Below are 12,437 nucleotides of genomic sequence, written 5' to 3' on the forward strand. Positions count from 1 at the left end.
GGGGCACGGGGCGCGGGGGCGCGGGGGCGACGACGGCCGGGCGTGCGCCAGGGGCGCGGGGCGCGCGGGCTGTGATGGCCCGGCGGCCGCAGCGGGTCGGGACGGGGCGGTAGGCCGACCCGGGGAGCCAGCGCCGCGAGAATCAACCCCCGAGATCCGCCAGCCGTGCTGCCAGCCGCTCCGGGTCGGTGGGCGTCAGCGTCAGCCAGGACTCGCCGCCGCGGCCGGGGGCGACGCCGCCGCAGTACGCCCCGGCCTCGGTGGTGAACCAGCTCAGCCCACCGACCCGGCGCACCCGCCCGCCTTCGCGCACCCGCACCGAGAACTGCCCCGCACCCAGCACCGGCCGGGCCTGGATCGCCCGCAGCTCACGCAGCTGCTTCTCCCGCGTCTCCGACCCGCCCCCGACCAGGGCCGACTCCGGCACGCTCACCCCGAACCCCGGCCCCGGCCCGAACGGCGGCAGCAACCCGACGACCGCCCCGTGCAACTCCGTCCCGCGGATCGCCGACAAGCCGATCGTCCGGCTCGGCTGCGCCGCCAGCACCGCGCGCCGCCCGTCCCCCGCCGCCACCGCACGCAACGGCGTCTCGTCCGACAGCGACACCAGCACCTCGCACTCGACGTACCGACTCGCCGACGCCAGGACCTCCAGGCGGTCGGCCAGCACGTCGTCCGGACGGCCCCCGTGGGCCAGCCCGCGCTCGGCCAGATTGCGGTACACCGCCTCCCGGACCTCCGCCCGCTCCCGCTCAGTACCGCCCGGGCTGGGCACCGCGAACGGCAGCGGCACCTCCGGCAACCCCAGGTCCTCCCACAGGACGTCGAAGGCCGTCGCCGAGACGCGGATCAAGTCAGCTCCGGCGGCGCCTCGAACACGCGGTCCGGGACCGACGCCCGCAGTGCCGCGTCCCGCGCCGCCATCACGTCGATCGCCTTGCGGCGGGCCGCTTCGGACTCTTCCCGCCGCCGCGCCATCCGGTCGGACAGGCCGACCAGCGCGACCACGTCACCCGCCGACTCGCGGATCATCGCGACCGGGTCGTACGACACCGGCGGCGGCATCTCCGCCCGCGCCCTGGCGGCGATCTCCGCCTGCCCGCTCACCGCACCGGCCACCGCCCGCGAGACCTCGGTGGCCTGGTCCGACCACGCCGCCGCCTTGGCCAGCGTCGCCCGCACGGCTTCGGCCGCCGGACCCTGCCACGCCTCGCCGCTGCGGTCCGCCAGCGACTCCAGCGCCTGCGCCGACTCACGCAGCCGCGTACCGAGCTCCGCCCACCGCGCGCCGAGCTGCCCCGCCGCGGCCGGGTCGTTGCCCTCGGCCACCTCGCGGGCCAGCTCCTCGTGCGAGCGGGACTCGTACCGGCGGACCGGTTCCGGAATCGTCACGGCTTCCTCCTACGGCAGCTTCGGCTCCACCAGCAGCGCCACCGTCTCGGCGCGACGGCAGGCCAGCCCGGTGTCCCGGAAGTTCGCGTTGGAGACGTCGACCTGCACGCTCGCGCGGTCCTCGACGTCGAGCAGGACAGCGCAGGTGCCGTCGTCCTTCTCCCGGTCGGCCACCTCCAGCGCCTGGTGGCGGCCCACGGTGCGCTGGTTCCCCTCACCGGTCCGCAGGTCGCTCACCGCGGCCGTGTCGTCGACCGTGACCGTGAGGCCGAACGTGCCGGTCTCGGTCCAGTCGCACGCCCTCGCGACCCCGATCGTCTTCTCCTGACCCAACGACGTCAGCCCGGCCTGTGAGCGGTCGACCGAGGACAGCAGCCCGCACGGGGCAGGCAGGGCACTCGGCGAGGGCGAGGACGCCGGCGGCGACGCGGGTGGTGCGGCCTGTGCCCCGCAGGCGGCCGGCAGCCAGGCCGCGGCGAGCAGCAGGGCGGGAAATCGCCTAGCCACCGTGGCAGTCGACCCCGTCGGCCGCGTCGTCGTCGGCGGCCCGGTACCGCTTGAGCGCCTTCTCGATGTTGTCGCGCAGGCCCTGCAGCTCCTGGCCGAACTTCGTCAGCTGGTCGGCCGCCGAACCGGGACCACCGATCCCGTAGCGCGCCATGAACTCGCCGATCTCCGCCGCGTAGCCGCCGCCGAGCGGCACGGCACGGCCCAGCACCTTGGCCTCGCGCACCAGCTCGCCCACGACGTCCTGCAACTGGGTGAGCTGCGCGAACGCCGCCGTCGCGAGTTCCGGGGACACCGCGAACGCACCCGCGTCCACCCTCGGTGCCACCTTCGATCCGACCATCGCGCCTCTCCGTAGCCGACCGGTTTCCCACCGCAGCATAGAGGCTGGGCCCCCGAATGCCCATCACCCGGGAAAATGAGGGTTCGGTCACGCGGTTGGCACGAGTTTGACACACTGGATGCGAGGCTGGAGACCAGCCGAACAGCATCGGAAGGCTCGTACGCGCCGCCGGACCCGTCTGTGAGACGCTTCCGCGCCACCACTCATTCGGGGGGCGTGCGGTTCACTCCGTACCCAGCACGCACGCAACAGGGGTTTCACCACCAGGAGGTCGAGTGACGTCGAGGATCCAGCCCGCGACGCCCGGCGAGTACGCCGGCGAGCAGGCACCGGGGCCCGCGCCGTACTACGCGTCAGGGGCCACCGCCTACAACGGGCACGCGACCGTCTCCCTCGACGAGCTGCACGACACGATGCGCCGCATCGCGGGCAACGTGGAACGCGTGCTCGTCGGCAAGCCCGACGTGGTCCGGATCGCGCTGGTGACCCTGCTCGCCGAGGGCCACCTCCTGGTCGAGGACGTGCCCGGCGTCGGCAAGACGTCGCTGGCCAAGGCGCTCGCCCGCTCCATCGACTGCACGGTCAGCCGCATCCAGTTCACCCCCGACCTGCTGCCCAGCGACGTCACCGGGGTGTCGATCTACAACCGGCAGACCGGCGGCTTCGAGTTCCGCCCCGGCCCGGTGTTCGCGAACATCGTGGTCGGCGACGAGATCAACCGCGCCTCGCCGAAGACGCAGTCCGCGCTGCTGGAGTGCATGGAGGAGCAGCAGGTCACGGTCGACACCACGACCTACACCCTCGAAGACCCGTTCATGGTCATCGCGACGCAGAACCCGATCGAGATGGAGGGCACCTACGCCCTGCCGGAGGCCCAGCGCGACCGGTTCACCGCGCGGGTCTCGATCGGCTACCCCGACCAGCAGGCGGAGCTGGCGATGGTCGACGAGCACGCCGGGCACAACCCGCTCGCCGAGCTGGAGCCGGTGTCCGACGCCGCCACCGTGGTCCGGCTGATCCACCTGGTGCGCAACGTGCACATGGCGCCCGAGGTGCGGCGCTACGCCGTGGACGTGGTGGCCGCGACGCGCCAGGCGCCGGAGATCCGGCTGGGCGCCTCCCCGCGGTCCACGCTGCAGCTCGTCCGCGCCGCGCGGGCGCAGGCGGCGCTGTCGGGCCGCGACTTCGTGGTCCCCGACGACCTCCACGCGGTGGCGATCCCGGTGCTGGCGCACCGGCTCGTGCTGACCACGGAGGCCCACGCCGCGCGCCGCTCGGCCGTCGACGTGGTGCGCTCGGTGCTGCAGCGCGTGCCGGTGCCACAGGGCGGTCCCGCGCTCAACGGCCAGGGCCGCCGGTAGCCGGCCATGCTGCGGTCGCTGTCGGGGCTGACCACGCGGGGCCGCTGCCTGCTCGCCGCGGGCGTGGCGGCGGCCGTGTGCGCGGTGGTGCTCAACGAGCGCGACCTGCTGCGCGTCGCCGTGTTCGTCATCGGGCTGCCCCTGCTGGTGGTGGTGTTCATCGCCGCGTCCCGCGTGCGCATCGGCGCCTCGCGGCGGCTGCTGCCCGACCGCGTGGCGGCGGGCTCGGCGGGCGAGGTCGAGCTCGCGCTGTGGCGCAACGGGAAGCTGCCCGCCGGTGAGGTGCTGCTGGAGGACGGCGTGCCCTACGCGCTGGGTTCGCGGCCGCGGTTCGTCGTGGAGCGGCTGCCGCAGGGGCGGGCGATCGCGCTGCGCTACCCGATCCAGCCGATGCTGCGCGGGATCCAGCAGGTCGGGCCGCTGCGCGCGACGCTGACCGACCCGTTCGGGCTGTGCGAGTTCGAGCGCGAGCTGTTCGGCCACAGCAAGCTCGTCGTGGTGCCGCGCGTGGTCTCCCTGTGGGGCCTGCCGACCGGGGCCGGTGTCGGCGCGGGTGACGACGGCAGCGTGCGCCTGCACGCGGGCCAGGGCGAAACCGACGTGATCGTGCGGCACTACCGCCAGGGTGACGACCTGCGCAAGGTGCACTGGCGCTCCACCGCGCGCCGCGACGAGATCATGGTCCGCGTCGAGGAACGCCCGTGGCGCGGCGGCATCACGGTGCTGCTCGACCACCGCGCGGCCGCCCACCACGGCACCGGCCCCGCCGCGAGCCTGGAGTGGGCCGTCTCGTTCGCCGCGAGCGTGTGCCTGCACGTGCGCCGGTCGGGGCACCGAGTGCGGCTGGTCACCGAGCACGGCAAGGTGCTCGCCGACTCGCCCGGCTACGGCGGCGAGGGCAGCTCCAGCAACGCCGACAACGTCCTCCTGGACGCGCTGGCCGCGCTGCAGCCGGCGCACCAGCGCGACCTGACCACCGGGCACGACCCGGCCGAGGGACAGGAGCTGATCGCGATTCTGGGCACGGTGAGCAACGAGGCGGTCCACGAGCTGGCGCGGTTCCGCGCCCGCGGCACGCGCAGCCTCGCGGTCCTGCTGGACACCCCGGCGTTCGCCGGTGGCGTGTCCGCGCCGGACAAGCGCGCGGCGGCCACCGAGGAGTCGGCGGCGCTGCTGCGCGCGGCGGGCTGGGGTGTGGTGATCGCCGACCCGGTGACGCCGATGACGCAGGTCTGGGCCGAGCTGTGCCGGGCCGCCGCGGGCCGGGGCGCGCTGCTGGGGGGTGCGCGATGACGAGCACGCTCCCCCGTCCCCAGGCCCCCGCGCCGCCGCCCGGCGGTCCGGAGCTGCACACCCCCGCGAAGCGCTACGTCCAGCCGCCGCCCGCGTGGCGCAGCTCCGTGCTCGCGCCCGCCGCCGCGGGGGTCGCGACGCTGTGCGCGTCCACGTCGCTGACCGGCGTGGTCGGCGGCGCGAGCTGGCTGGGGTACGTGGCGGTCACCGTCGTGCTCGTCGCGTGCACCGGGCTGGCGCTGCGCTCGGTCCGCACGCCGACCCCGCTGGTCGGGCTCGCCCAGCTCGTCGTGCTCCTGCTGCTGGTCACCGGCGTGTTCACGAGCAGCGGCCTGCTCACCGTCATCCCCGGTCCCGCCGCGCTGAGCGAGCTGAACGACGTGCTGGTCTCGGCGTTCGACCAGATCCGCACGGGACTGCCGCCGGTCGACCCGACGCCGCCGATCCTGTGCCTGGTCACGATCGCGATGGGCATGGTCGCGGTGCTGGTCGACACGCTCGCCGTGGCCGCGTCCGCGCCCGCCGCGACCGGGCTGGTGCTGCTGTGCGTCTACGCGGTCCCGGCCTCGCTGTCGGACTCGATGCTGCCGTGGTGGACGTTCCTGCTCGGCGCGTCGGCGTTCGCCGCACTGCTCGCGGTGGACGGCAACCACCGGCACCGCCGCTGGCGCAACCGGGACAGCCCGGGCACGAACCGCTCCCCCGCCGCCGCGTCGGCCCCCGTCGCGGTGGTGGCGCTGGCGCTCGTGTGCGGGCTGGTCGCGGGCACGGCGATCACCGCCGTCGGCACCGTCGGGCGATTGCCGGGCAGCGGGCGCAACGGGCAGGGCGCGGGCTCGGGCGGCCTGGGCGTCAACCCGTTCACGTCGCTGCGCGGCATGCTCGACCAGGGCGACACCGTGGACCTGTTCCGCGTGCGCGGCCTCGGCAACGACAGGCGGCTGCTGCGGGCGTTCACGCTGGACACCTACCGCCCGAACCAGGGCTGGAGCCTGCCGGACGGGCCGATGCCCGCCGGCTACCCCGCCGACCGCACGCTGCCCGCGGCGCCCGGTGACGACGGCACCGGCGAGTCGCGGCGGATCGACATCGAGCCGGTGAACTGGGTGGACGTGTGGCTGCCGGTGTACGGGGCGCTGCGCGGGCTCCAGGGCGTGTCGCCGGGCTGGTACTACGACCCGGACAGCGGCGCGGTCTTCAGCGAGCGCAAGCAGCACATGCAGCCCTACACGGAGCTGGCGTCCCTGGCCGAGCCGACGAAGGAGCAGCTGGAGACGGCGCCGGACCGCGGGGCGTCGCTGCCCGCGGTCTACACCCGGATCAACGGGGTCGACCCGCGCGTGGTCACGCTGACGCAGCAGATCACGGCGGGGCAGGCCACGACGTTCGACAAGGCCACCGCGATCTGGCGGTACTTCACCGCGGAGAACGGCTTCACCTACGACACGCGCACGGCGGCGGCCACGGACTCCGACGCCCTGGCGGACTTCCTCCTCAAGGGCAAGCGCGGGTTCTGCGAGCAGTTCGCGTCGGCGATGGCCGTGATGCTGCGGGTGCTGGGCATCCCGTCGCGCGTGGCCGTCGGGTTCACCACGGGCTACCCCGACGGCGACTACCGGCTGATCACCTCGCAGGACGCGCACGCGTGGGTCGAGGTCTACTTCGGCGAGGACCTCGGCTGGGTCAGCTTCGACCCGACGCCGCGTTCGGACGGCCGGGGCTACGTCCCGCCGTACCTGCAGTCGGGCAGCGCGTCGACCGACCCGTCCACGCAGGACGACCAGGAGGTGCCGAGCGTCTCCACGACCCACCAGGCGCCGACCGGTGCGCCGACCGCGCAGGAGGACGGCACGGGCGCGAACGGCGATCCGCAGGCGGCGGGCGCGGGTTCGGCGCCGGGCTGGACGGGCTGGATCGCGCTGGGGATCGTGCTGCTGGCGATCGCGCTGACGGTGGCGGCGTTCGCCGGGGCGCGGCTCGCGCGGGGCCGGGTGCGCTGGCTGCCGCTCGCGGCGGTGGGCGCGTGGCTGCTCGCGGTGCTGCTGAGCGCGTGGCTGGTGCACTGGACGCTGTCGCTGGTCCTGCTGGTGGTCGTGGGGGCGGTGCTGGCCCCCGCGGTGCTGCGGGAGGTGGCGCGGCGGCGGCGCAGGCGGGCCATCGCGGGCCGCGAGCCGGGTGCGGCGGACGCCGCGTGGGCGGAGCTGCTCGACGAGTGCGCCGACCGCGGCCTGCCGATCCCGCCGTCGGACACGGTGCGGGTGGCGGCGCAGAAGGTCGCCCACCAGCACCACCTCGACGAGCACGGGCAGGACCACCTGCGCACGGTGGTCGGCGTGGTCGAGCGGTCGTGGTACTCGCCGGGCGCGGAGCCGGAGGACCCGCAGCGGTTCGCCTCGGCGTTCGAGGGCGTGCGGGAGAGCCTGCGGCGGAACGCGCCGATGTCGTGGCGCGGGCGGCTGTTCCCGCGGTCGGTGTTCCGGCGCCGCTGAGGTTTCACCTCGTACTGGTGCGCACCGTGGTGGTCCACGTGACCGGCTCGACGGCGGCTCGGTCGCCGAGCGCGATCCGCGCGCAGGCGCCGGGAACGCGCCGCGGCCTGGCGCGGACGGCTGTTCCCGCGGTCGGTCTTCCGGCGCCGCTGAGGCCTCACCTCGTACTGGTACGCACCGTGGTGGTCCACGGGACCGGCTCCACGGCGGCTCGGTCGCCGAGCGCGATCCGCGCGCAGGCGCGGCCCTGGTCGAACAGGGACTGGGTGATGGTCGTCAGGCCCTCCCGCCGGGCCTCCGGGTCGTCGTCCCAGCCGCCCAGCGCGACGTCGTCCGGCACCTGGAGGCCGCGCTGGCGGGCGGCGTCCAGTACGGCGAACGCGAGCTGGTCGCTCATGGCGAGCACCGCGTCCGGGAGGTGCTCCTCGAACAGCCTGTCGGCCGTCGCCACCGCCTCCGCTCGGTCGTTGCGGGGCGCGACGGCGACGGGCAGCCGGTCCACGGCGACGCCGGCTTCGCGGCAGTGGTCGTAGATCCCCAGCAGGCGTTCGCGGGTCACCGGGAACGCCACGTCCTCAGCGGCCGGGCCCAGCGCCAGCCGTGACCGGCCGTCCCGGTCGAACGGGAAGCTCAGCACCGCCGGTCGACGGGCTCCAGCGAACACGCGCGCGGCGAGTTCCCGTGCCGACGCGCGGTTGTCGATGCTCACCACCTGCGCGCCGGGGACAGCGGGACCGCCGTGGACGGCGACCGGCTTGCCGAGCCCGGTCACCACGTCCAGCACCGGGTCGTCGTCGACGGTGGTCCAGACGATGTAGCCGTCGACCGAAGCCGAGCGGACCCGCTCGACGTCTCCGGCCTCGCCCGTCGTGGGGATCAGGTTCAGCCCCGACCCGCGTTCGCGGCACACCTCCGCGACGCCGGCCAGGAAACGGCGTGCCTGCGGGTCCTCGAAGGCGTACGCCAGGTGCTCCCCCAGCACGACGCCGATCGCGCCGGTGTGGCGGCGGCGCAGCGACCGCGCCGTCGGGTCCGGCCCCCGGTACCCCAGCTCGGCGGCCGCCTCGCGCACCCGCCGCAACGTCTCCGGCGCCACCCGATCGGGCTGGTTGTAGCAGTACGACACCGTCATCGGCGAGACGCCGCAGCGGCGTGCGACGTCGGCCATCGTCACCCGGGACCCTGCCCTCGACATACCCCTACCCTAGCTGTGTATCGTTACACACATGCGCACCGCAGTAGCTCTCGGAGCACTGAGCGCCGCCTGCTTCGTCTCCGTGACCTCGGAAAACCTGCCCGTCTCCCTGCTGCCGCAGCTCGCGGCGGGCTTCGGGGTGCCCTCCTCCGCCGTCGGCCTGCTGACCAGCGGGTACGCCGTCGTCGTCGCGGTCACGGTGGTGCCGCTGGTCGCACTCGCGGGCCGCTGGGAGCGCCGGACGACGGCGCTGGGGACGATCGCGGCGGTGGTCGCGTCCAACGTGCTGCTGGCCTTCGCCCCGAACTACGCCGTCGCCGTGGTCGCCCGGCTCGTCGCGGCGGCGGGGCACGGCGTGTTCTGGTCGATCGTCGCCGCCATGTCGGCCCGGCTCCTCGGCCCCGAGCGGGTCGGGCGCGCCACCGCCGTGGTCTTCGCGGGCAACTCGCTCGCCTTCCTCCTCGGGCTGCCGCTGTGCTCCTGGCTGGGCTCGGCGATCGGCTGGCGGGGCACCGCGCTCGTCGTGGCCGGAATCGCCACGCTGTCGGCGCTGGCGATCCGGGTCAGCGTCTCACCGCTACCACCGGAACACGGGACAGCCCGGCACGACGTGGCGGCGGTCCGCCACGCGCTCACCGACCGGGCGCTCGCCCCGGTCAACCTGGCGACCGTGCTCGTCGTGCTGGGGCACTTCGCGGCCTTCACCTACATCACGGTGCTGATCGGCGACTACGTCCACCTCAGCGGCTCGGCGCTCTCGGGCCTGCTGTTCGCCCACGGTGCCGCGGGACTCGTGGGCCTGCTGCTGATCGGCCGCTACGCCGACAGCCATCCGAGGGCCACGGCGCTGGTCGTCACGGGCGGTCTCGCCGCGTGCATGCTGGTGCTGCTGCTCGCCGGCCGCGGTTCGGCGCTTACGGCGGCAGCGGCCATCGTGGCCTGGGCCGTACCGGCGGGCGGGATGGGTGTGATCCTGCAGGCGGCCGTGCTGCGGGCCGCGGACACCCGCCAGGACCTCGCTTCGGCCGTCTACATCGTCGCGTTCCAGGCCGGCATCGCACTGGGCGCGGCGGTGGGCGGCGTCGGTGTGCCCGTCGCGGTGGGCACCGCGGCGGCGTGCGGACTGGCCGCACTGGGTGTCGTCCACCGGTCGGCGGCGTTCACGCGCAGCCGCACAACAAACAGGTAGCCGGTCCCACCTCGCGGCGGAACCGGCTACCGGAAGCTCGCTACTGCTCCTCGAAGCGCTGGCGGAAGCGTTCTTCCATGCGCTGCGTGAAGGAGCTCTTGGGCCTGCTGCCGCCCTTCTCCCCCTTGGCGCCCGCGGGGCCACGGCCGCCCATGACGGCCAGCACCACCCCGAAGAACATCACGAGGAACCCGAGCACGCTGGCGAGCGGGATCTCCGCGACCCACAGCGCCCTGACCATCACGCCCACCACGAGCAGCGCGACCCCGACTACGAACAGCGCGATCCCCTGGATTCGGCGGCGGCGGGCGGGCCGGCGGAACCGGGCACCGCGCACCGTAGACGCGAACTTGGGGTCCTCGGCATAGAGCTCGCGCTCGATCTGGTCGAGCAGCCGCTGCTCATGCTCGGAGAGTGGCATCTTTCCTCCTCCGGCACAGCTGTCGCGGGCGCCGGGCCGCGCAACGTCCTGGACCCAACAATGTCACCCCTGAGCGGGGTGCACTGTCCAGGATACGAGTCCTCCGCGCGGACGACTACCCGATCCCGCCACCGAGCTGTGGCCCATTCGGCTCTTTCGTACTTTCGTGCACTCCTCGTGTCACGTCGGACTGCGCCGCCGCGGTTCACCGGGCTCGGCGGACAGCAGCGAAGCGGGCCGGATGGCCGCCGCCCCGAACTTGGCACGGGCGCCGTCCGCGGCCACCTCCGCGTCCCGCCAGCGCGGCTCCTGCCGCTCGAAGCTCAGCTGCTCGGGCGCGTCGGTTCCGGCGAGTCCTTCGACCCGCACCCCGAGTAGCCGGATCTCCGCGCCGGAAACCGCCTCCCCCAGCAGTGCCACCGCGGTCGAGTGGATCACCCGCGCGACGTCCGTCGGCGCGGCCAGGGTGCGGGCGCGCGTGATCGTCCGGAAATCCGCGAACCGCACCTTGATCGACACGGTCCTGCCGCGGACCTCGCGCGCCCGCAGCGTCGCCGCCACGCGCTCGGACAGCCGCAGCAGCTCGCGCTCCAGCAGCCGCGGATCACGCTGGTCGGTGTCGAAGGTGTGCTCGGCCCCGATCGACTTGTCCACGCTCTCCGGCACGACCCCGCGCTCGTCCTGCCCGTTCGCCAGCGCGTGCAGGTGCTCGGCCGCCGCGTTGCCGACCGCGCGCCGCAACCGCGGCAGCGGGGCCGCCGCGACGTCCGCGATCGTCGCCAGCCCGAGCCGTTTCAGGCTCTCCTCGGTGCGTTTGCCGACGCCCCACAGCGCCGAGATCGGCAGCGGGTGCAGGAACTCCAGCGTCTGGTCCGCCGGCACGACGACCACGCCGTCGGGCTTGGCCATCCCCGACGCCAGCTTCGCGATGAACTTGACCGCCGCGACCCCCACCGAGCACGTGATCCCGTGCTCGGCACGCACGCGCTGCCGGATCAGCTCGGCGACCTCGGCCGGCGTCGCCCGCAGCCGTCGCAGCGCCCCGCTCACGTCGAGGAAGGCCTCGTCGAGGCTCATCGGTTCCACCAGCGGGGTGAGTTCGCGGAAGATCGCCATGACGCCCCGCGACACCTCGCCGTACAGCCCCTTCGTCGGCGGGATGAACACGGCGTGCGGGCACAGCCGCCGCGCCACGGCGACCGGCATGGCGGCGCGGACGCCGTACTCCCGCGCCGGGTAGTTCGCCGACATGACGACCGAGCGCGGCCCGCTGCCCGCCACGACCACCGGCTTGTCTGCCAGCTCGGGCCGCGTGCGCAGCTCCACGGCGGCGAAGAACGCGTCCATGTCGACGTGCAGCAGCCCGCATCCGGTGTCGTCCGGCACGTGCTGCCCGGAGACCCGGAACCGTTCGTACCCGGCACGCAGGCCGGAGTTGTGTCCCATCGCAGGTCAGCCTAGAGGGACCTACCGACATTTACGGACGACGAGCCAGCGCATGGAGTCGGGTCGCGATGTCCCGCAAGGGGGAAACCACGCTCGCGGCCGTCTCGAACTCCGTCAGCTCCTCGGCGGTGAACTCGTCCGACTCCGCCTCGCCCAGCGTGTCCGACACCACGCCGTCGCCCTGCAGCAGCGCCAGTTCCAGGCCCGCGGCCTCCAGCAGCGTGCGCAGGCCCTCGCTGTCGAAGCGCCGCAGGATGCTCTCGCCGTCGTCGGGCAGGACCCCGTCGGTACCGGTGAGCAGGTGCCGCGCCTCCGTGAGCCGCCCCGCGAGCGCGCGGTGCAGCACGGCGGCGAAGCGGTTGGCGGCCAGCACCGACAGCGCCCCGCCGGGAGCCACGGTCGCCGCCAGCGCGGCGGCCGCCCGAGCCGGGTCGTCGACGACCTCGAGCAGGCCGTGCGCGAGCACGAGGTCCGCCGAACCCGCCGCCACGTGCTCGGAGATCGCGTCGGTGTCGTCCGCCACGACGGTGATCCGGTCGGAGACCCCGCACTCCTGCGCGCGGCGGCGCAGGGTGGCCAGCGCGTTCTGGTTGGGCTCGACGACCGTCACCCGGCAGCCCGCCGCGGCCAGCGGAACCGCCCAGACGCCCGTGCCGCCGCCCGCGTCGACCACGTGCGGCTCGGCCCCGCCCTGCGCGCGGACGCGGGCCAGCTCGTCCTCGAGTACCCGCCAGACCGCGCTCGAGCCGCGTGCCGCCCCGATCTCCGTTCGCATGGTGGGACAGCGTAGTAAGACAGGCG

At 74.5% G+C, this 12,437-nt stretch carries 12 protein-coding genes; 4 read left to right on the plus strand and 8 right to left on the minus strand.

The annotated features are described in order from the left end of the window. Positions 1–142 precede the first annotated feature (142 nt). The 4 genes from ABFX51_RS35035 to ABFX51_RS35050 are packed head-to-tail and all read right to left on the minus strand — an operon-like array spanning position 143 to position 2,242. The gene (locus tag ABFX51_RS35035; RefSeq protein ID WP_091516504.1) at positions 143–853 is read right to left on the minus strand and encodes an ESX secretion-associated protein EspG; all 711 of its coding nucleotides are present in this window, start codon (positions 851–853) and stop codon (positions 143–145) included. Beyond that, a complete protein-coding gene (locus ABFX51_RS35040; protein WP_091516501.1) occupies positions 850–1,392 on the minus strand; it encodes a PPE domain-containing protein in 543 nt (180 codons plus the stop codon). The genes ABFX51_RS35035 and ABFX51_RS35040 overlap by 4 nt, the downstream gene beginning before the upstream one ends. Before the next feature lie 9 nt (positions 1,393–1,401). Then, a complete protein-coding gene (locus tag ABFX51_RS35045) occupies positions 1,402–1,899 on the minus strand; it encodes a DUF3558 family protein (protein WP_245783428.1) in 498 nt (165 codons plus the stop codon). Continuing rightward, positions 1,892–2,242: a hypothetical protein gene (locus ABFX51_RS35050; RefSeq protein ID WP_091516500.1), complete on the minus strand. Its 351-nt coding sequence runs from the start codon at positions 2,240–2,242 to the stop codon at positions 1,892–1,894. Before ABFX51_RS35050 ends, ABFX51_RS35045 begins: the two co-directional genes overlap by 8 nt. A 275-nt stretch (positions 2,243–2,517) precedes the next feature. Here ABFX51_RS35050 and ABFX51_RS35055 point away from each other — a divergent pair, with 275 nt between their 5' ends. The 3 genes from ABFX51_RS35055 to ABFX51_RS35065 are packed head-to-tail and all read left to right on the plus strand — an operon-like array spanning position 2,518 to position 7,385. After that, a complete protein-coding gene (locus ABFX51_RS35055) occupies positions 2,518–3,603 on the plus strand; it encodes an AAA family ATPase (RefSeq protein ID WP_177229003.1) in 1,086 nt (361 codons plus the stop codon). Between the two features lie 6 nt (positions 3,604–3,609). Then, positions 3,610–4,896: a DUF58 domain-containing protein gene (locus tag ABFX51_RS35060; protein WP_091516497.1), complete on the plus strand. Its 1,287-nt coding sequence runs from the start codon at positions 3,610–3,612 to the stop codon at positions 4,894–4,896. Then, on the plus strand, positions 4,893–7,385 hold the full coding sequence (locus ABFX51_RS35065) for a transglutaminase TgpA family protein (protein WP_091516523.1): 2,493 nt from the start codon (positions 4,893–4,895) through the stop codon (positions 7,383–7,385). The genes ABFX51_RS35060 and ABFX51_RS35065 overlap by 4 nt, the downstream gene beginning before the upstream one ends. 157 nt (positions 7,386–7,542) lie before the next feature. Here the strand turns inward: ABFX51_RS35065 and ABFX51_RS35070 are convergent, their stop codons facing one another. After that, positions 7,543–8,580, minus strand: coding sequence for a LacI family DNA-binding transcriptional regulator (locus tag ABFX51_RS35070; protein ID WP_346056318.1), 1,038 nt, complete (start codon positions 8,578–8,580; stop codon positions 7,543–7,545). A 31-nt stretch (positions 8,581–8,611) separates the two neighbouring features. On the opposite strand from ABFX51_RS35070, the gene ABFX51_RS35075 reads away from it, so the two are divergent. Then, the gene (locus ABFX51_RS35075) at positions 8,612–9,769 is read left to right on the plus strand and encodes an MFS transporter (protein ID WP_346056319.1); all 1,158 of its coding nucleotides are present in this window, start codon (positions 8,612–8,614) and stop codon (positions 9,767–9,769) included. 40 nt (positions 9,770–9,809) lie between these two features. Here the strand turns inward: ABFX51_RS35075 and ABFX51_RS35080 are convergent, their stop codons facing one another. From ABFX51_RS35080 to ABFX51_RS35090, 3 genes are all read right to left on the minus strand, one after another. Continuing rightward, the gene (locus ABFX51_RS35080) at positions 9,810–10,190 is read right to left on the minus strand and encodes a DUF3040 domain-containing protein (protein WP_091516493.1); all 381 of its coding nucleotides are present in this window, start codon (positions 10,188–10,190) and stop codon (positions 9,810–9,812) included. Positions 10,191–10,370: 180 nt separating this feature from the next. Next, entirely contained in the window at positions 10,371–11,636 is a 1,266-nt protein-coding gene (gene dinB / locus ABFX51_RS35085) for a DNA polymerase IV (protein WP_346056321.1), read from the minus strand. Positions 11,637–11,667: 31 nt separating this feature from the next. Further along, a complete protein-coding gene (locus ABFX51_RS35090) occupies positions 11,668–12,411 on the minus strand; it encodes a methyltransferase domain-containing protein (protein ID WP_091516489.1) in 744 nt (247 codons plus the stop codon). Positions 12,412–12,437 lie beyond the last annotated feature (26 nt).

The organism is Amycolatopsis dongchuanensis, from assembly GCF_039542405.1.
Taxonomy (GTDB): Bacteria; Actinomycetota; Actinomycetes; order Mycobacteriales; family Pseudonocardiaceae; genus Amycolatopsis_E; species Amycolatopsis_E sacchari.